This is a genomic window from Tropicimonas sp. IMCC34043, assembly GCF_003390845.1.
Taxonomy (GTDB): Bacteria; Pseudomonadota; Alphaproteobacteria; order Rhodobacterales; family Rhodobacteraceae; genus Tropicimonas.
The window spans coordinates 151,159-175,171 of sequence record NZ_QMEK01000005.1 but is presented as its reverse complement, the minus strand read 5'-3'; the positions used below and the strand labels follow the sequence as shown (position 1 = coordinate 175,171).

The 24,013-nt window shown below is 66.4% G+C and carries 19 protein-coding genes; 9 read left to right on the top strand and 10 right to left on the bottom strand.

All coding sequences use genetic code 11. The features are described 5' to 3' along the window. Positions 1-60 precede the first annotated feature (60 nt). From DQG17_RS17040 to DQG17_RS17030, 3 genes are all read left to right on the top strand, one after another. A complete protein-coding gene (locus DQG17_RS17040) occupies positions 61-1,827 on the top strand; it encodes a multiheme c-type cytochrome (protein WP_198666167.1) in 1,767 nt (588 codons plus the stop codon). Further along, entirely contained in the window at positions 1,820-2,452 is a 633-nt protein-coding gene (locus DQG17_RS17035) for a cytochrome b/b6 domain-containing protein (protein ID WP_116134078.1), read from the top strand. The genes DQG17_RS17040 and DQG17_RS17035 overlap by 8 nt, the downstream gene beginning before the upstream one ends. Positions 2,453-2,583: 131 nt before the next feature. Continuing rightward, complete coding sequence (locus tag DQG17_RS17030) at positions 2,584-3,804, top strand: PQQ-dependent sugar dehydrogenase (RefSeq protein WP_198666166.1); 1,221 nt, start codon at positions 2,584-2,586, stop codon at positions 3,802-3,804. Between the two features lie 265 nt (positions 3,805-4,069). Here DQG17_RS17030 and DQG17_RS17025 read toward each other — a convergent pair whose 3' ends face one another. From DQG17_RS17025 to DQG17_RS17000, 6 genes are all read right to left on the bottom strand, one after another. Continuing rightward, complete coding sequence (locus DQG17_RS17025) at positions 4,070-5,107, bottom strand: class 1 fructose-bisphosphatase (protein ID WP_116134077.1); 1,038 nt, start codon at positions 5,105-5,107, stop codon at positions 4,070-4,072. Positions 5,108-5,258: 151 nt separating this feature from the next. Beyond that, positions 5,259-5,615 carry a hypothetical protein gene (locus tag DQG17_RS17020; protein ID WP_116134076.1) on the bottom strand — a complete coding sequence of 119 codons (357 nt, stop codon included), beginning with the start codon at positions 5,613-5,615 and terminating at the stop codon, positions 5,259-5,261. A 162-nt stretch (positions 5,616-5,777) separates the two neighbouring features. After that, complete coding sequence (locus tag DQG17_RS17015; protein ID WP_116134075.1) at positions 5,778-6,278, bottom strand: RES family NAD+ phosphorylase; 501 nt, start codon at positions 6,276-6,278, stop codon at positions 5,778-5,780. Continuing rightward, entirely contained in the window at positions 6,275-6,745 is a 471-nt protein-coding gene (locus DQG17_RS17010) for an antitoxin Xre/MbcA/ParS toxin-binding domain-containing protein (RefSeq protein WP_116134074.1), read from the bottom strand. The genes DQG17_RS17015 and DQG17_RS17010 overlap by 4 nt, the downstream gene beginning before the upstream one ends. Positions 6,746-6,825: 80 nt before the next feature. Continuing rightward, positions 6,826-9,144, bottom strand: coding sequence for a DEAD/DEAH box helicase (locus DQG17_RS17005; RefSeq protein ID WP_116134073.1), 2,319 nt, complete (start codon positions 9,142-9,144; stop codon positions 6,826-6,828). A 164-nt stretch (positions 9,145-9,308) separates the two neighbouring features. Then, a complete protein-coding gene (locus DQG17_RS17000; RefSeq protein ID WP_116134072.1) occupies positions 9,309-11,165 on the bottom strand; it encodes a sigma-54-dependent Fis family transcriptional regulator in 1,857 nt (618 codons plus the stop codon). 267 nt (positions 11,166-11,432) lie between these two features. Here DQG17_RS17000 and DQG17_RS16995 point away from each other — a divergent pair, with 267 nt between their 5' ends. Together DQG17_RS16995 and DQG17_RS16990 are read left to right on the top strand one after the other, a co-directional pair. Next, the gene (locus DQG17_RS16995) at positions 11,433-12,503 is read left to right on the top strand and encodes a 2,3-butanediol dehydrogenase (protein ID WP_116134171.1); all 1,071 of its coding nucleotides are present in this window, start codon (positions 11,433-11,435) and stop codon (positions 12,501-12,503) included. Positions 12,504-12,517: 14 nt separating this feature from the next. Next, positions 12,518-14,320 (top strand): NAD(P)/FAD-dependent oxidoreductase, encoded by a 1,803-nt coding sequence (locus DQG17_RS16990; protein ID WP_116134071.1) that lies wholly within the window; start codon positions 12,518-12,520, stop codon positions 14,318-14,320. A 60-nt stretch (positions 14,321-14,380) separates the two neighbouring features. Here DQG17_RS16990 and DQG17_RS16985 read toward each other — a convergent pair whose 3' ends face one another. From DQG17_RS16985 to DQG17_RS16970, 4 genes are all read right to left on the bottom strand, one after another. Then, entirely contained in the window at positions 14,381-16,486 is a 2,106-nt protein-coding gene (locus DQG17_RS16985) for a bifunctional sugar-binding transcriptional regulator/dihydroxyacetone kinase subunit DhaK (protein WP_116134070.1), read from the bottom strand. Then, positions 16,483-17,112, bottom strand: coding sequence for a dihydroxyacetone kinase subunit DhaL (gene dhaL / locus DQG17_RS16980; RefSeq protein ID WP_157973643.1), 630 nt, complete (start codon positions 17,110-17,112; stop codon positions 16,483-16,485). The genes DQG17_RS16985 and dhaL (DQG17_RS16980) overlap by 4 nt, the downstream gene beginning before the upstream one ends. Positions 17,113-17,184: 72 nt before the next feature. Continuing rightward, the gene (gene dhaL, locus DQG17_RS16975) at positions 17,185-17,817 is read right to left on the bottom strand and encodes a dihydroxyacetone kinase subunit DhaL (protein WP_116134068.1); all 633 of its coding nucleotides are present in this window, start codon (positions 17,815-17,817) and stop codon (positions 17,185-17,187) included. A 15-nt stretch (positions 17,818-17,832) separates the two neighbouring features. Continuing rightward, positions 17,833-18,843 (bottom strand): dihydroxyacetone kinase subunit DhaK, encoded by a 1,011-nt coding sequence (locus tag DQG17_RS16970; RefSeq protein ID WP_116134067.1) that lies wholly within the window; start codon positions 18,841-18,843, stop codon positions 17,833-17,835. 226 nt (positions 18,844-19,069) lie between these two features. Between DQG17_RS16970 and DQG17_RS16965 the strand changes: the two genes are divergently transcribed. From DQG17_RS16965 to DQG17_RS16950, 4 genes are all read left to right on the top strand, one after another. Further along, the gene (locus DQG17_RS16965) at positions 19,070-20,080 is read left to right on the top strand and encodes an ABC transporter permease (protein WP_116134066.1); all 1,011 of its coding nucleotides are present in this window, start codon (positions 19,070-19,072) and stop codon (positions 20,078-20,080) included. Positions 20,081-20,165: 85 nt separating this feature from the next. Continuing rightward, positions 20,166-21,167 (top strand): substrate-binding domain-containing protein, encoded by a 1,002-nt coding sequence (locus DQG17_RS16960; protein ID WP_232829482.1) that lies wholly within the window; start codon positions 20,166-20,168, stop codon positions 21,165-21,167. Between the two features lie 67 nt (positions 21,168-21,234). Beyond that, the gene (locus DQG17_RS16955; RefSeq protein ID WP_116134065.1) at positions 21,235-22,821 is read left to right on the top strand and encodes a sugar ABC transporter ATP-binding protein; all 1,587 of its coding nucleotides are present in this window, start codon (positions 21,235-21,237) and stop codon (positions 22,819-22,821) included. After that, on the top strand, positions 22,818-23,864 hold the full coding sequence (locus DQG17_RS16950; protein ID WP_198666164.1) for an ABC transporter permease: 1,047 nt from the start codon (positions 22,818-22,820) through the stop codon (positions 23,862-23,864). The genes DQG17_RS16955 and DQG17_RS16950 overlap by 4 nt, the downstream gene beginning before the upstream one ends. Positions 23,865-24,013: the final 149 nt, after the last annotated feature.

The window sequence follows — 24,013 nt, the reverse complement described above, 5'->3', positions numbered from 1 at the left end:
GAAGCGGCCGCCCCGGCGGCCGTTTCTGTCGACGGAATGCACTATTGGAAAGGGGCGAACATGATGGCAGGGCCCTGGCTCCGCTGCCTGACGCTGATCATCGGCCTGGCGGGGGCGACCGCCTCGCCGACCGCGGCGCAAACGAGCGCATCGGAGGGGCCGCCGGACGCGCCACCCCTCTCGGCGACATCTGTTTCCCTCCCGACCTCCACCGCCGATCACAGCCGGTTCGAGGCATTGGCCGGGCCATTCAAGAATGCCGAGGAGGTCAATCAGGCCTGCCTGTCGTGCCACAACACCGGGCCCGAGCAGCTCCACGGCACAATCCATTTCACCTGGACCTGGCCGCCTGCATCCGCCGAAGCGCCGGCGGAAGGCGACGCGGGGCTGCTTGGCATGCGCCATCTCGCCAACGGGTTCCTGCTGTCCACCCCGTCCAACCTCGACGCCTGCACCTCGTGCCATATCTCGGGCACGCGGTTCGACGACCCGGCGATGTTTGACGCATCAAGCGAGCCGGTGGCGCCGGTCGATTGCCTCAGCTGCCATGAGCCGACCGGACAATGGTCCATCGCCAATTTCCACGAAGGCGGTGCCGCCTGTTCCATGTGCCATGACGAGCGGCCTCGTGGCGACACACCCGAGGTCAAGGATCTGGCCATCGCGGCCCGGTCGGTCGGCCCGTCGACGCGGGCAAGCTGCGGTTCGTGCCATTTCAATGCCGACGGCGGTGGCGGGGTCAAACACGGCGATCTGAATGCCGACCTGATAGATCCCGCCGCGACGCTCGACGTGCACATGGCAGCCGCGCCCGACGGCGCCGGATTTACCTGCAGCACCTGCCACACCACCCGCGACCACGCCATTGCGGGAAGCCGCTACGAGGGCGCGCCCAGTGCGGCCCCCGACCGCCCGGCGCTGGCCGGGGCGGCGGCGTCCTGTCAGGGCTGCCACAGCGCCACGCCGCACAAGGCAGTCGCAAGCGGCGCGCGGCTTGACCGGCACATTGACCGGGTCGCCTGCGAGACCTGCCACATCCCGGCGCTTGCACGCGGCGAGACATCGACGCGGATCCTGTGGGACTGGTCGAGCATCGGCAAACTGGGACGCGACCGCAAGCCGATGGTCGACAAGGACAAGACCGGGCAGATCACCTATTCGACCGAAAAGGGCAATCTGGCGGCGGCCAACGACATCCGGCCGACCCTGATCTGGTCGAACGGCCAGCTCGACCCGCACCGCCCGGGCGATGCCTTGCCAGAGCCGGCAGCAACAGAGGCTGAGGCCGACGCGGGCGACGGCGGCATGGATCTCGACGCCATCGAACGCGCTTTCGCCAACGCGCCCTGGATCGCCTCCTACGCGGGCGATGCGTCGGACGCCCAGTCCCGGATCGCGCCCGTCAAGGTGATGCACTCGGTCATTCCCGTCGATGCCGAGAACCGGCACATCGCGTCGGTGAAATTTTCCGGCCGCAGTGGCGATGCGCTGTGGAACCGCTTCGACTGGGAGAAGGCGGTCGGGGCCGGAATGGAGGCCGCCGACCTCCCGTTCAGCGGCGACGTCGCCTTCGCCCAGGTTCGGCAGATGATACCGGTCAATCACATGGTTGCGCCCGCCGAGCAGGCCCTCGCCTGCGAGGCCTGCCACGCATCAGACGGTTTGCTGGCCGACCTGCCCGGCGGCTTTGTCCCCCGGCGCGACGGATTTTCCATGCTCGACTGGGCCGGGCTGACGATCCTTGCTGCCACGCTTGCCGCCTCGCTGATCCATGCGATGCTCCGGGTCGGATTTGGACTGTTCTACCGGAGGCGCCGCCATGACTGACATTGATCTACCGAAAGCCGGACGGGTCTATATCTTCACGCTGTTCGAGCGGGTCTGGCACTGGTCGCAGGCGGCGCTCGTCATCTTCCTGCTGCTGACCGGCTTCGAGATCCACGGGTTCTGGCACCTGTTCGGCTTCGAGCGAGCGCTGAACCTCCACATCCTTGCCGCCTTCGCCCTCGTCGTTCTGCTGGCGTTTGCGATCTTCTGGCATGTCGTGACCGGGGAGTGGCGGCAATACCTGCCGACCTCGGACCGGTTGTGGGCGACCGTCTCGTTCTATGCCTTCGGCATCTTCATCGGTGCGCCGCACCCGTTTCGGTCGAGCGCCAAGCGCAAGTACAACCCGCTGCAGGCCATCGTCTATCTGGCCTTCCAGGTGATCATGGCACCGGCTATCTGGATTTCCGGCCTGATCTTGTGGGGTTACAGCAAGTTCCCGGACCTGTTCCCGGGCGATCTGCCCGTTCTGTGGGTCAATGCCGTCCATCTCGCCGCTGCCTACCTGATTGCCGCCTTCCTGATCTCTCACTTGTATCTGATCACGACGGGCGAGACGGTGAGCTCACAGATCAAGGCGATGATCACGGGCTGGGACGCGCATGGCGAGGCGGACGAGGACTGACCCTTGCCCGCACTCCCCGGCCGGCGTTGATCCGTCCGAAGCTCCGAATTGGCGCCATGCGGCCAATGGCGGAAATTGGGGCAGCGGGGCGCATGACCGCTGCAGGGTCAGGAAACAGAAGGAGGATCGAGATGAATTCCAGCGTTCTCTTCACCGCAGGCGCCATGCTCGCTGCGGTGGCTTTTGGTTTGCCCGCGAATGCACAAAATGCCCCGGTCGAGACGGGCCCCGCGAATGCGCCCGATCAGCAGCCGCAGTTCCCGGACCAGACGCGGGCACCGCGACCGGAAACCTCGCCGACAGTTGCATCCGAGGTCATCGTGACGGGCCTGCCGCGTCTCTGGGCGCTCGAGTTCCTGCCCGACGGGCGCATGCTGGTGACGGCCAAGGCCGGCGCAATGCACGTTATATCCATGGACGGCAGCATTGGCCCCGAACTGTCGGGCCTGCCCGATGTCGATGCCGCGGGTCAGGGCGGGTTGCTCGATGTCGCGCTGGCGCCGGATTTTGCCGAAACCGGCCGGATCTTCTTTTCCTTTTCCGAGCCTCGCGATGGCGGCAACGGCACTTCTGTCGCCTCGGCCCGGCTGGTGCTGGATACCGCCGGTGGTGGCAAGCTCGAGGATCTGTCCGTCATCTTTCGCCAGACCCCGACCTTTGCCGGGCGGGCGCATTTCGGCTCGCGCCTTGTGTTCGGTCCCGAGGGAGAGCTGTTCGTCACGGTCGGCGAACGCTCGGACGCCACCGTCCGCGGACAGGCTCAGGAGTTGTCCAGCGGTCTTGGCAAGATCTTCCGCATCGACCGCTCGGGCACTGCCTGGCCCGACAACCCCTTTGTGGCTGAGGAAGGCGCCCTGCCCGAGATCTGGAGCCTTGGACACCGCAATCTGCAATCTGCGGCGCTCGATAGCGAGGGCAGGCTCTGGACGGTCGAACATGGCCCCCGTGGCGGCGATGAGCTGAACCGCCCGGAAGCGGGCCGGAACTATGGCTGGCCGGAGGTGACCTATGGCATCGACTATAGTGGAGCGCCGATCGGCGCAGGCCTCACCGCGACCGAGGCGACCGAACAACCGGTCTACTACTGGGATCCGGTGATCGGCCCCTCGGGAATGGCGTTCTACGACGGCACCGAGTTTCCGGAATGGGAAGGCGCATTCCTGATCGGCGGGCTTGTCACCCGGGATGTCGTTGTGGTCCATCTGGAGGACGATCGGGTCGCCTTTGAGGACCGCGTTCCAATCGGAGCGCGGGTTCGCGACGTGAAAGTCGGCCCCGATGGTGCCGTCTATGCGCTCACCGAGAACCGCTCGGATCCGTCCGAGATCCTGCGGCTCACCCGGGCGGACTGATCCTTTCGCTCGGTGCTGGGATGACACCACGCGACGCCGCCCTCACGTCAACCGGCCGGTCCGCCCGCAGGCCTGCGAGATCCCGCCAGACCGCATACCTTCCCGCCCGGTCGCGCAAACTGGCGCAGTGCAGCGCTTCGATCCGAAAGGCACAGGGCACACAGCCCTCTGATAGGATGCGAAAAGACCCCTCCGGGCACTCGCCCTGCCAGATACATGCGACAGGGCATGAAACAGGTGGCCACCCGACCTCGCAGAGTGGGGCCTACACCGGGTCCTGCGCCCCCACGGACACCGGGCTTTCCTCAAAGTACCCTTCGATCCGCTCGACTTCGGCCTTCGATCCGAAAATGACCGGCACTCTCTGATGGCTCGAGGTTGGCTGGACGTCGAGAATGCGGTCCCGGCCGGTCGTGGCGCGTCCGCCGGCCTGCTCGATGAGCATCGCCATCGGGTTCGCCTCGTAGAGCAGGCGCAGCTTGCCGCCCTGCGCCCGGTTGGCGCTGTCGTCGGGATAAAGGAAGACGCCGCCGCGGGTAAGAATTCGGTGGATGTCGAGCACCATGGACGCGGTCCAACGCATGTTGAACGTCTTGCCCCGCGGTCCATCCTTTCCGGCAACGCATTCGTCGAAATACCGGCGGATCGGCTGGTTCCAGCTGGAGTGGCGGGAGGCATTGATCGCGAATTCGTCGGTCTCTTCCGGGATCGTCATGTCGCGCGACACAAGCCGGAACTCGCCCGACCCGAGATGGTTGGTGAAACCATGCACGCCCGCCCCTGTGGTGATGACAAAGGACATCGCCGGGCCATAGACGGCATAGCCCGCGCAGATCTGTTCGGTTCCACGCCGCAGCACCGTGCGGTCGTCCGATGCGTCGATCGCCTCGGTCAGCTGAACGATCGAAAAGATCGACCCCACCGACAGGTTCACATCGAGGTTCGAGGACCCGTCAAGCGGATCGAAATACACGATATAATCCCCGACGGCCGGCGTCGCCTTGAGCCAGATGACGTCCTCCACCTCTTCGGACACCAGGGCCGCCACCCGGCTGCAATTGCGGCAGTGGCCCTCGAATTCGTCGTTGGCGATCACATCGAGCTGTTTCTGCGTCTCGCCCTGGATGTTGGTGGAGCCGGCACTGCCGAGATCCCCGGCAAAGGACCCGTTCCTGATCCGGCTCGCGATGACACGGCAGGCCGTCGCGATGTCTTCCAGCAGGAACACCAGATCCTTTTCGGTTCCATGGGTCCGGTAGTCCTTCAGAAGGAATTGTCGCAATGTGGGACGGTCGTGTGGCATGGGCTTCCTGTTCCTTGGGTTTGCGCGGCCTGACCAATGCTACCAGTTCCGGACCCCGGCTGACGAGAGGACGAATCGACGGCCACCCTGAATCAAGCGGTCACGGGCAAGCTCCGGGTCCTGAACGCAACGATGACCTGCTGACGGCTCTTCAGCGAAGTTTTCCAGCGAAGTGAACATGCGCGAGGACCCGTCGAAAGGCCAGGAACGGGCGGGCGCGGTATCGCGACAGTGCCGGACGAGCGGTTCGAGAATACGCCACCCGGACGGCCGGGCGCAGATCCTTCGGCGAGATCAGGTCGACATTCCCGAACCGGCCCAGCGTAAAATGCTGCGCGATGCCGGTGTATTGCTGATCCGAGATCCGCCGCCCGCGGAACCGGCTTTTCGCAGGGACAAGCATGGCGTGCCCGTCGATTTCGCAGGCGGCGCTTCCGGTGATACAGAGGATGAGGTCATGCACGTCGTTCGACTTGTCCACGCGCCAGGAGGCGCTGTGGCGCATCATGATCGACGCCGGCCGGACCGCTCCGGCCCGGGCTTTGGCCCGATGTAGCACGTCGCAGGGCTTGGTGCCTTCGAAGGCCGCTTCCGCGACGGATCGGCCGGGGCCGCATGTCAGGACTGAGCAGACTCTCCATCAGACCGAGGGATCTTGAGGGGGGGCCGGTCAAGACGCCTGGAGACGCGGATCGAGCGCAAACCGCTCTTGCGTCACGTCATCGTAGCGGCCCGCGACCCGATCCGCATCGAAGATCAGGTTCCAGCTGTGCCGGGACACCGCGGACGGGATCAGGACAAAGAGATGCCTCTGCAAAAGCCCGTTTCCGTGCTCCTGCTGGTTCTTGCCCGGCGTTGCCGGCGACAGCCAGTTCGGGTTCGGAACGTCATCCGGACGGACGACATGGATCTGCGACGGGTCGAGGATACGCGCCGAGGTCAGGTAATGCGGCGCCGTGTCGAGAACCTGAAACCCTTTGTGGACCGCGACCTCAAGGCAGGCCGTCGCCGGATCGAGGCTGGCATAGACGGCACGAACGCCCCGGGAGTTCCAACGCCCACCGACCCGGAAAGCCCCCTCGCCCGTCGCCCAGGTCTTGTAATGCCGTTCCTGGTCGATGCGCCAGAAGCGAACCTCGCCAGAGCCGAGCGGCGGCGGCAGTGGGGTCACGCATAGACCCCGTATTCGATCCGCGTCAGATATTCGTCGACCGCCTCGGCCCCTGCAGAGGTTGCCAGCAAATCCACAGGCTTGCGGTTTTCCAGCCCGATCGCCGGACGGTTCATCCAGGCCTCGGCCTCGGCCTTCGATCCCATGACCTCGATTGCGTGGCCAAGGATCTCGGCAAACCGCCAGGTCCGGTTGCTTTGCTCGCCGGTCAGAAGCGTCGCCTTCTTGTCGGTCTTGCGTCGCTGCAAGGTCCTGACGCTGATGCCGATGGCTTTCATCAGCGCATCGTCCCGTTCGAGGAAAGCGACCGCGTTCACAAGATGCAGCAGAGACGCCGAGGGCAGGCCCTTTACCAGAAGATCATGGGCATCGAGCGCATTCCGGATCGGAGGCCGGATCGTCTGTTCCCCCCCGAGCAGATCGTATGCACGGGACACATCGCTTTCAACCTGAGCCGTTCCGTCCATCGCACCCATTCCTTCCGTCACGTGTCGCGATATATGTGACACGTGACGCAGGAATTTTCAAGTGCGTCCGGCCCGACCGGTCAGACCTTGCGGCGGGGCGGCGCGTCGCCGCCGGTGCGGTTCGGCTTCGATCTGGGCTTGGCCTTGCCGGGGCCCTTCTTGCTGTCCGGGGCTGCCAGCCGCTTCGAGGTGTCGGCTGCAAACGGGTGGCTCTTGCCGGGCTTCGCCGGCTTGGCGAAGCCGTGGGCGCGTGGCTTGGCCGTCCGGTCGTCCCCATCGTCCCGGCGCGGCTTGCCAAATGGCTTGCGGGGCGCATCGCTCCCCTGCGTCTTGAAGGGTTTGCGGGTCGGCTTGTCGGGCCGGCCTTCGGCGCCCGTGGCGGACGACCTTGGCCCCTCGTGACCCGCGGCCTCGCTGCGGGCCGGGCGCTTGAACTCCGGTCGCGGACCCTTGCTGGCGGGCCGTTCGGGGCGCGGGCCTTTGTCATAGGGCCGGTCGGACCGCGGACCCTTGTCGTACGGCCGCTCGGTTCGCGGGCCTTTATCAAAGGAGCGTTCGGGCCGCGAAGCCTTGTCATAGGGCCGCTCGGTTCGCGGACCCTTGTCAGCCGACCGCTCGGGCCGTGGACCCTTGTCATACGGCCGTTCCGGCCGGGGAGCGCGCGGCGCGGGACGCTCGGGGCGCGGAGCATCGCTCGAAGCCGGCCGTTCCGCCCGTGGCGCATCCGGTGCCGCAGTGTCGTGGCGCGGCGTGCGCGCCGGCCGCTCGGGGCGGGGTCCGCGCGACTGCGGCCGCTCGGGACGCGACTGCAGCACCGCGTCAGGCAGCGCATCGGCGCTGGTCACGCGAAGATGGACATCTTCCTCGAGCACGCCGCCGTCGCCCACAGTCTCGATCACGCCCGGCAACGATGCCTCGGTGATCTCGACATAGGTTTCATCGTCCAGAACCCGGATCTTGCCGATCTGCGCCTTCTCGAGGTTCGCGGTGCGGCACAGCAGCGGCAACAGCCAGCGCGCCTCGGCCCCCTTGTCGCGTCCGACCGACAGCGCAACCCAGGCCGAGGGCCCGAAGGCCGCACGTTCCTCGCGCGGGGCGCGGGCCTCGCGGGTATTCAGCTCTTCGGGGGCGGAGAGGTGGGCGCGATGCAGCCTGAGGCAGGCCGCCGCAATCTGTTCGGGCGTGTAGCGCGCCATCAGCGTCGCAGCGAAACCCGCCTCGCTGCCGGTCAGCTCCATTTCCCAGGCGGGATCGGCCAGCAGGCGTTCCTCGTCGCGCGCAAGGATTTCCTCGGCACTGGGGGCGGAGATCCATTCGGCCTCGATCTTGGCCCATTTCAGCAGCCGCGACGCCTTGTTGGTGATCTTGTCCGGCACGATCAGGGCCGAGATCCCCTTGCGCCCGGCCCGCCCGGTACGGCCCGAGCGGTGCAACAGACCCTCGGTATTCGTCGGCAGGTCGGCGTGGATCACTAGTTCGAGGTTCGGCAGGTCGATGCCGCGGGCGGCGACATCGGTCGCGACGCAGACCCGCGCCCGACCGTCGCGCAGCGCCTGCAGGGCGTGGCTGCGTTCTTCCTGACTGAGCTCGCCCGACAGGCTGACGACCGACAGCCCGCGGTTGGCGAACCGCGCGGTCAGCCGGCTGACCGCCGCCCGCGTATTGGCAAACACAAGCGCCGCAGGGGCATCGTGATAGCGAAGCAGGTTGATGATGGCATGTTCGGCATCGGCCGGCGCGACCTGCACCACCTGATAGGCGATGTCGGCATGCTGGGCGACGCCGGTCAGCGTCGTTACCCGCACCGCATTGCGCTGATAGGTCTTGGCAAGGGCGGCGATTGCTGCCGGAACCGTGGCCGAGAACAGCAGCGTGCGACGCCCCTCGGGCGCCTCGGCCAGCATGAATTCCAGATCCTCGCGGAAGCCGAGGTCCAGCATCTCGTCGGCCTCGTCCAGCACCACGGCGCGGATGTCAGCCAGATCGAGCGCGCCCCGCGTGATGTGGTCACGCAGCCGGCCCGGGGTGCCGACGACGATGTGGGCACCACGCTCCAGCGCCCGGCGTTCGTCGCGGGCATCCATCCCGCCGATGCACGAGACGACGCGCGCCCCGGCCTTGCCATAGAGCCAGGCGATCTCGCGCTGGACCTGTTGTGCAAGTTCGCGGGTCGGCGCCACGATCAGCGCCAGCGGCGCGGCAGGCGGGCCGAACCGCTCGGCCTCGCCGAGAAGCGTCTGCGCGATGGCAAGGCCGAAGCCCACCGTCTTGCCCGATCCGGTCTGGGCCGAGACCAGAAGGTCGGCGTCTGCCAGTTCTGGCGCGGTGACGGCCGTCTGAACGTCGGTCAGGGTGTCGAACCCGCGCTCGGCGAGGGCATCGGAAAGGGTCGTGATCATTAGAAGGGGTGTCCATCGGGTCGGCGCGGCAGCAGGCGGGCGCAGGGATCCGACCCCCTAGCCGAAACCCCGACACATGTCCATGGCCAATTGCGTGCTTGGCGCCACAAAGGGCGTTCAGGCCGCGTGCCTCCGGCGTCGCGTCCGCCCGGTCGCTGCCCGCCTCAGTCCGGGCGTTGCGGCCGCATCCGGCGATAGATTGTCGAGCGGTTGACGCCAAGCGCCCGCGCCGCAGCCGAGACATTGCCGTTGCAGGCCGCCAGCACCGCCTCGATCGGTTGCGCCACGGTCGGGGTGTCAACCGCCCCGAGGAGCCGTGCCTGGCCGTCGAGATTCCCCGGCAGGTGACGTGGCGCTATCGGCCGGTTCCCGGCAAGGGCCGCGGCGGCGGCCAGAACGTGTCCAAGCTCGCGGATATTTCCCGGCCAGTCGTGGGCACAGAGCAGTTGCCGCGCCTCGTCGGTCACCTCGGCGCCGGGATGGCGCGCGAGGATCTGTTGCAGCAGCCAGCCAAGGTCGCGACGCTCCCGCAGCGCCGGCAAGCTCAGCACAGCGGCCCCGAGCCGATAGAACAGATCCTTGCGGAACGCCCCCGCGGCGACCCGTTCGGACAGCGCATGCTGGGTCGTTGCGATGACCCGGATGTCGATCACCACGGGCACGGCCCCGCCAAGTGGCACGAAGCTGCCCTCGGCCAGCAACCGCAGCAGCCGCGACTGCACGCGCAGCGGCAGTTCCGCCACCTCGTCCAGCAGCAAGGTGCCGCCGTCGGCCGCCGCCAGCATCCCGGTGCTGCGCCCTGTCCGACCGACACGGCCGAACAGGGTTTCCTCGATCCGCTCGTCGGGAAGATCGGCGCAGTCGAGGATCACCAGCCGCCCTCGGCGGCCGCTGACCTCGTGGATCGCCCGCGCCAGCGTTTCCTTCCCGGTGCCGGTCTCGCCCGCCAGAAGGATCGGGCAGCCAGAAGGCGCCAGCCGCGCCGCACGCTCCAGCAGGTCGGACATGACCGGATCGTGCCCGGCAAGCCGGCCAAGCGGGGTCGGCATGCCGGTGCTGCGCAAGGAACGGGCCGGGCGCTGCGGCTGAGGCTCTATCGCGTGGGCGAACATCGCCTGGCCGTCGCGGGCACGGATCAGCCGGTCCTGCGGTGGCCGGGCGCGGGTCAACTGATCGAGATCACCAAGCGCAAGTTCGAAGAAATCCGTCACCGGCCGGTCGATCAGCGCCTCGGCCTGCCCGGCGGCCAGACCGTCGGCCGCGCACAGGATACGCGCCGCCGCATCGGTCAGCCCGGTGATCCGCCCCGCCGCATCGAAGGCCAGCGCCGCCTCGGGATCGACATCGAGGAACTCGGGCGACGAGGCCAGCCGCAGCACCCAGTCGTTGCGCGATTGCGCCATGAGATTGGCCAGCTCGATCCGGCGCGCCGCCGACCGCACGAGGTTCAGTGCCAGATGCTGGCTGGTCTTGGGCTTTGGCGAGGTCAGAAGCGACACATCGAGCACCGCCCGCAGCCGCCCCCGGCTGTCGCGGATCGGCGCGGCGGTGCAGGACAACCCGGTATGGGCGGCGTCGAAATGATCGTCCTGATGGATCACCAGCGCCTCGCCCGATTCAATGCAGGCGCCAAGCGCACAGGTCCCCGCCCGCGCCTCGGACCATTCCGAGCCCAGATAGAGGCCGCTTTGACGCAGTTCGGCCTTTTGCAGCTCGTCCCCCAGATATTCGACCGTCACCCCATGATGATCCGCCAGCAGCAGCACATAGTTCTGCCCCGCGAGCAGTGCATAAAGCCGTTCGATGCCCGAGCGCGCGATGCGGATCAGGTCCTCGGATTGCTGGCGATGCTCGCGCAGGCGGGTCTCGGGGACGATATAGGCCTCGCCCTGTTTGGCCGGATCGAGCCGATGGCGGGCGACGCAGCGTTGCCAGCTTTCGACGACCACGGGATCGCGGCGCAGGTTGCGTCCGTCGCAGACGGCCTCGATCTCGCGCACATGGGCAAGATGGCTGGTCATGGTGTCCTCCCTGCACCGGCTGTTCTTGGCGTGTTTCCGGCGCTGGCCCGATTCTAGCACCAAGTCGGCCAAACCTCCCAATCCTTGCAGTCTGCGACTTTGGTCGCAGAGCGGGCGCCCCGCCCGCAACAGCCGGTGCGACAGTCGACGCAACAGGTGCAACACCCAGGCCCCGCCAAGTCATTGAAATCGCGGACCTCGCGAATTTGCCTTTGGCCCCGCCCCACAGGACGCGAGGTTCTGGCCACTAGGGGAATGGAGGAAATCATGAAAGCCTTGCGGTTTCACGCGGCGAAGGATCTGAGGATCGAGGATGTCTACGCGGTGCCCGTGCCGGGCCCGGGGCAGGTGGCGATTCGCAACACCTTCGTCGGGATCTGCGGCACCGATCTGCACGAATATGCCTATGGCCCGATCTTCATTCCGGTCGAGCCGCACCCCTTCACCGGCGCGGCCGGGCCGCAGGTTCTGGGCCATGAATTCGGCGGTGTGGTTCAGGCGGTGGGCGCGGGCGTGACCCATGTCGCCCCGGGCGACCGGGTCTCGGTCCAGCCGCTGATCATGCCACGCAAGGGCGATTATTTCGCCGACCGCGGGCTGTTCCACCTCAGCCCCGATCTGGCGCTTGCGGGGCTCAGCTGGCTGTCGGGCGGCATGGCCGAGGCGGCCCTTCTGAACGACTACAATGTGGTCAGGATCCCCGATGCGATGAGCGACGAGGAGGCCGCGCTGGTCGAACCGACGGCGGTCGCGGTCTATGCCTGCGACCGTGGCGGGGTCGCAGCCGGCAGTTCGGTGCTGGTGGCCGGCGCAGGGCCGATCGGAATGCTGACCTTGCTGACCGCGAAGGCCTTTGGCGCGACAAGGCTGTTCGTGTCGGACCTGAACGACACAAGGCTGGCGCTGGCGCAAAAAATCCTGCCGGGCGTCGTCACGCTCAACCCGACCCGCGACGACATCGGCGCGCGCATCCGCGAAGCGACCGAAGGCAACGCAGGCTGCGATGTGACGCTGGAATGCGTCGGCAACGAGAAGGCGCTGCAATCCTGTCTCGATGCCGTGCGCAAGCAGGGCGTGATCGTACAGGTCGGCCTGCATCCCGGCCTGAGCGGGCTGAACTGGTTCGACGTCACCTTCAAGGACGTCGATATCCGCGGCTCCTGGGCCTATCCGACCCACCTCTGGCCGCGGGTGATCGACCTGATCGCCTCGGGTGCGATCCCCGCCAGCAAGGTGGTCACCAAGAAGATCCGGCTGAAGGACGCCGTGGCCGAAGGCTTCGACGTCCTGCTCGACCCCGCCGGCACCCACCTGAAAATCCTGATCGACCTGACCTGAGAGGAGGCAGACACATGCTCGACAATAGCCCGCAAAGCGACCTCGAACCGCTGGTTGCGGATCTGGAACGCGCCCTGGTGGCGCAGGATCCCGATGCCGTCGCGGACCTGTTTCTGGAAACCGGCTTCTGGCGCGACCTCGCGGCCTTTACCTGGAATCTCAAGACCTGCGAGGGCAAGGGCGAGATCCGTGACATGGCAGCCTCCCAGCTGGCCCGGATCAGGCCAGAAAGCCTGACGCTCGATCCGAGCGAGGTGGTGACCTCGGCCGGTGGCGTGACCGAAGGCTGGCTGACCCTTGAGACCGAACACGGCCGCGGTGTCGGCTATGTCCGGATGAAGGAGGGAAAGATCTGGACCCTGCTGACCACGCTGCACGAGTTGAAAGGCCATGAAGAGCCGCGCAGGTTCCGCCGGCCGATGGGCGCCGAACACGGATCGGACCCGACCCGCAAGAGCTGGAAGGAAAAACGCGAGGACGAGGCGCGCAGGCTCGGCTATGAGGACCAGCCCTATGTGCTGATCGTCGGCGGCGGCCAGGGCGGCATCGCGCTCGGCGCCCGGCTGCGGCAGCTTGGCGTCTCGACCATCATCATCGACAAGCATGCCCGCCCCGGCGACCAGTGGCGCAGCCGCTACAAGTCGCTCTGCCTGCACGATCCGGTCTGGTACGACCACCTGCCCTATATCCCCTTCCCCGACACCTGGCCGGTGTTCACGCCCAAGGACAAGGTCGGCGACTGGCTGGAGATGTACACGAAGGTGATGGAGCTGACGTACTGGTCCTCGACCCTCGCGAAATCGGCAAGCTATGACGAGGCCAAGGGCGAATGGACCGTGGTGGTCGAACGCGATGGCAAGGAGGTCACGCTGCGTCCGAAACAGCTGGTTCTCGCGACCGGCATGTCGGGCAAGCCCAGCATCCCGAGCTTCCCCGGTCAGTCGGTGTTCAAGGGCGAACAGCAGCATTCGAGCCAGCATCCCGGCCCCGACGCCTACAAGGGCAAGAAGGTGGTGGTGATCGGCTCGAACAACTCGGCCCACGACATCTGTGCCGCGCTTTGGGAAAACGGCGCCGACGTGACGATGGTGCAGCGGTCCTCGACCCATATCGTCAAGTCGGACAGCCTGATGGAGGTCTGCCTTGGCGGGCTCTATTCGGAACAGGCGGTCGCCAACGGCATTTCCACCGACAAGGCCGACATGATCTTCGCCTCGATCCCCTACAAGATCATGGCCGACTTCCACGTGCCGCAATATGACGAGATCAAGAAGCGCGATGCCGACTTCTATGCCGCGCTCGAAAAGGCCGGGTTCATGCTCGACTTCGGCGACGACGAGTCGGGATTGTTCATGAAATACCTGCGCCGCGGCTCGGGCTATTACATCGACGTGGGCGCCTGCCAGCTTGTCATCGACGGCAAGATCAAGCTGAAGTCCGGCGCGGGCGTCGATCACCTGACCGAGCATTCGGTGGTGCTGAGCGACGGCACCGAACTGCCCGCCGATCTGGTGGTCTATGCCACGGGCTATGGCTCGATGAACGGCTGGGCGGCGGACCTGATCAGCCAGGAGGTTGCGGACAAGGTCGGCAAGTGCTGGGGCCTCGGGTCCGACACCGCCAAGGATCCGGGTCCCTGGGAGGGCGAGCAGCGCAACATGTGGAAGCCGACCCAGCAGGAGGCGCTGTGGTTCCACGGCGGCAACCTGCACCAGTCGCGCCACTACTCGCGCTATCTGGCGCTGCAACTGAAGGCCCGGGCCGAAGGCCTTCCGACCCCGGTTTACGGTCTGCAGGAAAGCCACCACAAGAGCTGACGGACCGATGCCGGACCGGTCGCGCCTTTATCCGGGGCGCGGCCACCCGGGCGCTTCGCCTCAGCCCTGCCGGAAACCGAACCCGTCGCAGGGCCGCAGCAGCAGCGTCTCGAGTTCCTCATCCAGCACCACCAGCGAGATCGATGCACCTGTCATGTCGAGAGAGGTGCAATAGTGGCCCATCCAGCTTCTCACCGTGGTAATGTCGCGCGCCTCAAGACGCTGCCGGATCCGGCGGTTGAGAATGCCGAGCTCCATCATGGGGGTCGCGCCAAGCGAGTTGATCAGGATCCCGACCCTGGCCCCCGGGTCGAGCCCCGCATCCTCGATCAGCGCGTCCATGATGCGGTCGGCCACGTCGTCTGCGGACATCGCGACCGAGCGCACGACCCCCGGCTCGCCATGGATGCCGATCCCGATCTCGATCTCGTCCGGCCCCAGCCGAAAGCTCGGCCGCCGGGTTTCGGGCAGCGAACAGGGCGCAAGCCCCACGCCCATGGTATAGGTACAGGCATTGGCCTTGCGCGCGATGCGTTCGCATTCATCAAGCGACAGCATCATCTCGCAGGCCGCCCCTGCGATCTTGAAGACGAATATGTTGCCGGCGGTGCCGCGCCGCGCCGCCCGGTCGCTGGCGGGGGACGAGGCCACATCGTCGGTCGTCACCACCGCGCGCACATCGATGCCTTCGGCCGCGGCCATCTCGGCTGCCATTTCGAAGTTCATCAGATCGCCGGTGTAGTTGCCAAAGACATGCAGAACGCCCGCACCCGTCGATACCTGACGCGTGCAGCGCACGATCCGGTCGGGCGGCGGGGCCGAGAACACGTTGCCGACCGCCACCGCGTCGGCAAGCCCTTCGCCCACATACCCCAGAAACAACGGCTCGTGCCCGGCGCCGCCACCGATTACCAGCCCGACCTTGCCGGGCGCCGCGGGACGGCTTCGGCAGATCGCCCGGACCGATCCGTCGATGGTACGAATGTGGTCGGGGAACGCCAGGAGCGCGCCTTCGAGCGACTCGTTCACCGCATCCCGCGGGTCGTTCAGCAGTTTCTTGACATCGGGCTGCGGCACCTCGCCCGGTGCCGCAGCGACCTTGCCGCGGTCGGGCTGGCTTGGCGGGCGCCGCGTCAGGCTCTGCCGCCGCACTTCGACGCCATCCGCGCGCAGGATGCCCTCGGCCGTGGCGGCGTCTGTCACCAGCACATTGATATAGCCGCCGCGCAGCGCGGCCAGGATCGCGGGTACCTTGTCGAACCCGCCCGACACGCCGATCCGCGTGCGCACCGTCTTCAGCCTGGCAAGCTCGATACCGATGGTGCGGTTTTCCAGCGAGCCGATCACCGGCTTGCCGGTCACGTCGATAAACCGCCCGGCAAGCGATCCCACCGCGTCGCGGTAATGGTCGCGCTGGTCGAGCGCCTTGGCGAAGAAGCCGCTGGTGTGGATGGTGGAATTGGGCCGCAGCGACGAGACGCCAAAGACGATCGTGTCGATGCGATCAAGTTCGCTCATCTGCTCCTGCAGCACCGGCTCTTGCAGCAAGAGGTCGCGCATCTCGCCAGACGACACGATTGCGGGCGCCGACATCGGGATCATCCGCGCCGACAACGCCTCGGACAGACGTGTCGCACAGGCCTCGGGGGTATAGGGAATGGCGGCTGTCGTGCCGCCTGTCGCCTGCACCACGCGCAGATCCTTTAGCCCGAGGTCGGGCACGGCAACGGCAACCGCCAGGGTCGTGCGCCCCCAGCCGATGCCGACCGAATCGCCGGATCTCAGGTGCCAGCTCAGCGCCTTTGCGCCGGCATCGCCCAGCCGTTCGATCAGCGACCGCGGCCCGCCGTCCGAGGGAATGACAAGGCAATCCCGCAACCCGAAGTGTTCGGCGACCTGCCGCGCCAACGACAGCGCGCGCAGCCGGTCGCCTGCAATCGAGATATTGACGATGCCGCAGTCGCGCGCCTCGGACAGATAGGCAACGACGGTGGGCCGCGAGATCCCCATTGCGGCGGCAATCTCGCTTTGGGTCAAACCCTCTTCGTAATAGAGCCACGCGGCCCACAGAAGCGGGTCATCCCCGAAACGCAGCGGCGCACGTCCGTCCTCGGCGGCGGTCCCGTCCTTGGCCACGCGGGCGCGTTTCGGTCTGGCGTCGGTCATCCGCGCGCCTCGGGCTCGCCCAGCACCTCGGCCAGGGCCGACAGGATGACGACCGCAGAACTTGCGCCGGGGTCGAGTTGCCCAAGTGTCCGGCTGCCAAGCCGCGCCGCCCGGCCGCGCGAGGCAATCATGGTCCGTGTCGCCTCGAGCCCTGCCCGACCGGCGTCAAGAGCCGCACCGATCGATCCGGCACCCGCATCACGCGCCGCGCGCGCAGCCGGGTCCCAGACGTCGATCATCGTGCAGTCGCCGGGCGCTGCGTTGCCGCGGCGGACAATGCCGTCGTTGAAGGCCGAGAGCAGATCGGCCAGCCCGATGCGCCCGTCCTCGACCCGTTTTGCCGCCTCGACAAAGGCCGTGGCATAAAGCGGGCCCACCGTGGCACCGACCGATTGCAGAAAGCTCTCGCCAGCGGCGCGCAGCGCGGCGGGAACATCCTCGCCGCCGGCCTTTGCAAACCCGAGGCTGGCGGCGCGAAACCCGTCGGCCATCGAGGCACCATGGTCGCCATCGCCCACTTCGCCGTCGAGCGCCGACAGCTCCGCGCGCATTTCCTCAAGCCGCTCGGCCGCTGTCGCCAGAAAGCGCCCGAGCAGGATGTAGTCGAGCGTGACTGCCGTTGTCATGGTACGCCTCTCCGCCTCCGGTTCCAGCCGCACATTGACCATAACCGAAGCCCGATGCAACGTGACCCCCTGTCAGCCGAGCCGCGGCTCGATCCCGTCGGCAAGCGCGGTCAGGATCAGACAGCACGAGGTCGCCCCGGCATCGAGAACGCCGCGGGACCGCTCGCCCAGACGGCTGGCGCGACCGATCTTTGCCACCATGTCTTTGGTTGCATCGCGCCCTTCTGCGGCGGCCTTGCGCACCGCATCGAGCACGGCGGGAAAGCCAAGGGATGCATTCGCCTTGGCGGCTGCGACCGCGGGGACCAGCGCATCGAGCAGACACTTGTCGCCCGCCTTTGCCGAGCCGATCGCCATGACGCCCTCGCAGCCGGCGTCGAGCATGGCGGCGAAGGTCAGGGCGTCGATCCGGTCCTTGCCCGCTACGACATCGCCCATGTCCGAGAAGAACATGCCGTAAAGCGGCCCCATGGAGCCGCCGATCTCGCCCATCAGCACGTCGGCCAGAATGGCGAAGGACGCGTCGAGCGTATCGTCATCGGCAATCCGCTCGGCGGCGCGGCCAAAGCCCTTGGCCATGTTGTTGCCGTGATCGCCATCGCCGATCTTGCCGTCGATCTCGGACAGGTAGCCGCGGTTCTCGACCACGATCTGCGCCACCTTGCGCACCATGGCGCCGGACCCCGTGTTGGGAAAACTCGTCATCGTCTATTGTCCCCTTTACCCGGCGCTACGCACGGTCAGGCCCGAAGACGCCGCCGGCATGTCGATCAGTTCTTTCAATTCGTCGTCGAGCTTCATCACGGTCAGGGTCGCCCCCATCATTTCGAGCGAGGTGAAGTAATTGCCGACAAAGGCGCGGTGAACGCCGATGCCACGCTCGCCAAGTTCGCGTTCGATCCGGTCGTACAGCACGTAGAGCTCGCAGATCGGCGTGGCGCCAAGGCCCGACAGCAACACGCAGGCCTCGTCGCCCGACGCAAGATCGTGATCGTCGAGGATGATCTTCAGCATCTCGTCGGCGACATCGTTGGCGGGCTTGAGGTCGGTCACGGCGGTGCCCGGTTCGCCATGGTGGCCGATGCCGATTTCCATCGTGCCGGGCGCGATCTCGAAATTCGGCTTGGCGTTGGCGGGCAAGGTGCAGGGCGCAAGGCCGATCCCGACCGAGCGCGTCGCATCGATTGCCCGCTGCGCGGTCGCCTGCACCTCGTCCAGCGCGGCGCCGGTTGCGGCCTTGGCGGCACCGACCTTCCACATCAGGATCTCGCCGGCGACGCCGCGGCGGCGGCCGCGGTCCGCCATCGGCGCCGAGCAGACATCGTCGTTGGCAACGACGGTCCTGACCTCGATCCCCTCCTTGGCGGCCATGCGCGACGCCATCTTCACGTTCATGTTGTCCCCGGCATAATTGCCGTAAAGGACCGCAACCCCCTTGCCGGTGTCGGCGGCGCGAATGGCCTCGAGAAACGCCTTGGCCGTCGGCGAGGAGAACAGCTCGCCCACGGCGACCGCATCGACAAGGGTTTCGCCGACATAGCCGACAAAGGCCGGCTCGTGGCCCGACCCGCCGCCGGTGACGATGCCCACGCGGTCCCCGGTGCCGCACGCATGCGACAGCACCACCCGCGGATTGGCATCCGACAGGCGAACAAGATCGCGGTGCGCCCGCACGAAACCTGCGACGGTCTCGTCGACGATGTCGTCAGGGTTGTTGAACAATCTCTGCATCTGGATCCTCCCGGCTTTCATCGGGTTCGGCGTCAAACTTTGCGCCAAACCGGTCGCTCGCCCCGTTCATTTCGGAGAATGCCCGGGCCTGTCAACCAAAATCGCGCGACTATCTTTACAAAACGATGTTGGTGATTGACAAATGTTTGCTTGGTCTGTTTGTTGTGCCCGTGGAATGAACAACAGGGCTGCGCGGCACCCGCTGCTGCGCTAGGGGAGGATCGACATGCGTTCGGGGAAAACCGACGGACAGCTTGTATTTCTTATTGGAATCAATGCTCTTGTCGTGATTGCCGCGATGATCCTGGTGGGTGATCGCTTCATGGCGCTCTATAACTTTCAATCCATGGGCACGCAGGTGCCGGAACTTGGCCTACTCGCATTCGGCGTGATGCTGGCGATGATCTCGGGCAACGGCGGCATCGACCTGTCGGGGATCGCGCTGGCGAACCTGTCGGGCGTCGCGGCCATCCTGCTGGCCCCGTCGCTGGTATCCCCCGATGCGGCCCCGCTGGGGTATTTCCTGACATTCTCGGCCATTGCGCTGAGTGTCGGCATGCTTGGCGGGGCGCTGAACGGGGCGCTGATCGGCTATGCCGGGATGACGCCGATCATCGCGACACTTGGCACGCAGCTGCTGTTCACCGGCGTTGCGGTCGGTCTGACCGGCGGATCGGCGCAGCAGCTTGGCTATGTGCCGTTGATCGACGATTTCGGCAACATGCCGATCTGGGGTGTCCCGCGCACCTTCGCGCTGTTCATCCTGATCGCGCTGGCGCTTGCCGCGCTGCTGAAGTTCACGCGCTTCGGGATCCACCTGTTCCTGATGGGCTCGAACCCGACCGCCGCGCGTTTTGCCGGCATCCGGGTGAAATCGATCCTGTTCCGCACCTATCTGCTGGCAAGCCTGCTGGCCTCGGTCGCGGGGATCATCATCGCCGCCCGCACATCGAGCGTGAAGTGGGACTATGGCAGTTCCTATGTCCTCGTTGCGATCCTGATCACGGTGATGGCAGGCGTGCGCCCCGAGGGCGGCTATGGCCGGGTGATCTGTGTGGTGCTGTCGGCAACGGCGCTGCAGATCCTGTCGAGCCTGTTCAACTTCATGCAGATCTCGAACTTCTTTCGCGACTGTGCCTGGGGGCTGCTGCTGTTGCTGTTCCTGGCCAACGCCCGCGTGCACTGGGGCACCTATCTGCCGCCCGTGCTGCGCAGGACCGACCGCGCCCGCAGCTAGACATCCATTCCCGCGTGTGCGCCCCGACGCACGGTACCGGGTCGAACGCTACGGGGCAGCAAGTAATTCCGGAGGAGACCGCACTATGATGAAACAACGCATGACACTTCTTGGCGCGCTGGCCGCGAGCGTCGCGTTCGTGGGCGCATGCCCGGCCATGGCCGAGGACAAGGAAATCGTCACCGTGGTGAAAGTGACCGGCGAGAACTGGTTCACCCGAATGGACGAGGGCGTGAAGGCCTTCGGCGAGCAGACCGATGGCGTATCGACCCGTCAGGTCGGCCCCGCACGCGCCGACGCCGCCCAGCAGGCCGCCATCGTGCAGGACCTGATTGCGCAGGGCGTCGATGCGCTGGCCATCGTGCCCATGGACCCCTCGACGCTGGAAGGCGTGCTGCGCCGGGCGATGGGGCGCGGCATCACCGTCGTCACCCACGAGGCCGACAGCCTGCAGAACACCCAACTTGACATGGAAGCCTTCGACAACGCGGAATTCGGCGCCCACTTTGCCGCCCAGATCGCGGATTGCATGGGCCAAAGCGGCAAGTGGACCTCGTTCGTCGGATCGCTCGGCAGCCTGACCCACGTGCAATGGGCGGACGGCGGCGCGGCCTATATGGAACAGTTCCCGAACATGGAACTGGTGTCGCCCAAGAACGAAAGCTTCAACGACGCCAACCGCGCCTATGAAACCGCCAAGGAGATCCTGCGCTCGCACCCCGATATCCGCGGCTTCCAGGGCGGCTCGGCGATCGACGTGATCGGCATCGGCCGCGCGGTCGAGGAAGCGGGGCTCGAGGACAAGACCTGCGTCTATGGGCTTGGCCTGCCGCGCGACACCTCGGCCTATCTCGAAAGCGGCGCGGTCGACGGCATCTCGTTCTGGGATCCGAAGGACGCGGGCTTTGTCATGAACGTCCTTGCAAACAAGGTGATGAACGGCGAGCCGATCGAGACCGGCATGGATCTGGGTGTCCCCGGATATGAAAACGTGGTCGTCACCGACGGACCCGGAGAAGGCAAGATCGTGCGCGGTCAGGCCTGGGTCGACGTGAATGCGTCGAACTGGAACGAGTATCCGTTCTAGGACGCATGGAGGGAGCGGGCACCCACCCCTGCCCGCTCCCAACCGACATTCTGCGGGAGACCTCGCCATGCTTGACACCCAACAGACGATCCCGGCCGAGGGACCCTTCCTCGAGACGCGCGATCTGCACAAACACTTTGGCGGGGTGCACGCGCTCAAGGGCGTCAGCCTGCGGATCGAACGCGCCAAGTTCTATCACCTTCTGGGTGAAAACGGCTGCGGGAAATCGACCCTGATCAAGATCATCTCGGGCGCGCAGCCAGAGTCCTCGGGGCAGTTGCTGATCAACGGCCGCGACCGGACCGGGCTCGACCCGATTGCCGCGCTCGATGCCGGGATCGAGACCGTTTATCAGGACCTGTCATTGTTGCCGAACCTGTCGGTGGCCGAAAACGTCGGGCTGTCCGAACAACTGGTCGAGGGCAACGGGCGGCTGTTCCGCCGGCTCGATCTGAGCCGGGTCGCCGAAACCGCGAAGCGCGCGCTCGAAGTCGTGGGCCTGCCGACCGACCGTGCGTTTCTGAACCGGCAGGTCGAGACCTTGCCGATTGCGATCCGCCAGCTTGTCGCCATTGCCCGTGCGGTGGCAAGCGAGGCGGGGCTTGTCATCATGGACGAACCCACGACCTCGCTGACCAAACGCGAGGTCGCCAACCTGATCGCCGTGGTCCGCCGGTTGCAGACTCAGGGCGCGGCAGTTCTGTTTGTCACCCACAAGCTTGACGAGGCCCGCGAGATCGGCGGCACCGGGCTTGTGATGCGCGACGGCGAACTGGTGCAGGAATGCGATGTCACCAACGCCAGCAACGCCGAGATCGGCTTCTGGATGACCGGTCGCGAGCTGAAGCAGGGCCGTTATCGCACCGTGCCGATGACATCGCCCGCGCCGCTGCTGGAGGCGAAGGGCCTTGGCCGGAGCGGCGCCTATGACGGCGTCGATCTGAGCGTCGGCAAGGGCGAGATTCTCGGGATCACGGGCCTTGCCGATTCTGGGCGCAACGAATTGGCGCTGACCCTTGCAGGGCTGGCGCCCGCCGACCGCGGCAGCGTCACGCTCGAGGGTCGCGCGCTGGACCTTTCGGCACCCTTCGCCGCCATTGCGGCCGGCATCGCCTATGTGCCGGAAGACCGGCTGACCGAGGGGCTGTTCCTGGAAAAGCCGATCTCGGAAAACATCACCATGGCGATCCTCGACCGGCTGCGCTCGCGGCTCGGGCTGATCAACCACAACCTTGCCCGCAAGGCCGCCCAGACGACGCTGGAGGATCTGCACATCGTCGCCCCGGACGTCGATGCGCCGGTGCAATCGCTGTCGGGCGGCAACCAGCAACGGGTGCTGATCGGCCGCTGGCTTGCCACCGAACCGAAGCTGCTGGTCCTGCACGGCCCGACCGTGGGCGTCGACGTCGGATCGAAGGACACGATCTTCCGCATCATCCAGGCCCAGGCCGACGCCGGCATGGGGGTTCTGATCGTTTCGGACGACCTGCCCGAACTTTTGCAGAACTGCGACCGGATCGCGGTGTTGCGCGATGGCCGGATTCACCGGATCTTTGACGCCGAAGGGCTTACCGAAGACACGCTTTACACAGCGATGGCCGGCCATGGCATCGACGATGGCACCACCGCGACCCAAACGGACTCTGAAGGATGACCATGACGTCGGTACAGAACCCGCCCTCGGACGCCGTCGCCCCGCGCGGCGGCCTGCGCAACCTCTGGGTCTGGTCGGCACGGCACCCGGCCATCTTCCCCTTCGCGCTTATCGTGCTGACCTGTGTCGTGATCGGCACCATCAACCCGGATTTCTGGCAGCTTGCCAATCTGTTCGACATCCTGCGCGCCTCGGTCGTGCGCGGCTTGTTCGCGCTCGGGGTGCTGGTCGTGCTGGCCTCGGGCGGGCTGGACGTGTCGTTCACCGCCATCGCGGCTTTCGTGATGTACACGCTGACGCTGTTTGTCGTGAACGCCGCGCCCTGGCTTGGCATGGCGCCGATCCTTGTCATCGCCGCCGTTGCGGGCGCGCTGCTCGGCTCGGTCAACGGGCTGCTCGTCAATGTGCTGCGGGCGCCGGCGCTGATCGTGACGATCGGCACGCAATATGCCTTCCGCGGCTTCCTGCTGACCTTCATCGGCACCGCGCTGTTCATGAATATCCCGGCCTCGATGGATGCATTCGGGCGGCTGACGCTGGTCAAGGTCATCTCGGATCAGGGCCTTGCGGTCGAGCTTCCGGCCTATTTCCTTGTGCTGGTTGCAGCGGCGCTGGTCACCTGGTGGATGCTGAACCGCACGCTGATTGGGCGCGCCATCTATGCCGTCGGCGGCAAGCCGGATGTGGCCGCCCGGCTCGGCTATCGGGTTGAGCGGGTGCGGGTCTTCGTCTTCGCCTATGCGGGTCTGCTGGCGGGGCTGGCGGGGGTGCTGCACGTTACTGCCAACCGGCTGGCGAACCCCTTCGATCTGGCGGGAACGGAGCTGGCCGTGATCGCGGCCGTCGTCCTCGGCGGCGCGCGGATCACCGGCGGCTCGGGCACCGTGCTTGGCACCATGCTCGGTGTCATTCTGATCACGCTGGTCAGCAGCGTGCTGATCCTCGTCGGCATCCCCAGTTCGTGGCAAACCGCGATCCTTGGCGGCTTCATCCTGATTGCCGGGTTGTTCTTTGCCCAGCTCGACCGGATTGTGGAGTCCTGACCCAACCGCGAGACGCCATGCGCTTGCGCCACACAGAAGTCTTCTTCTCGATCTGGCGCCGGCGTTTCGGCAGCCGGGACCGGGTCGCGCGAATGGATCTCTGCGGGTCAATCGCCCCCCGTCCGAGGACCATGCGGGGGTGTCAGGTG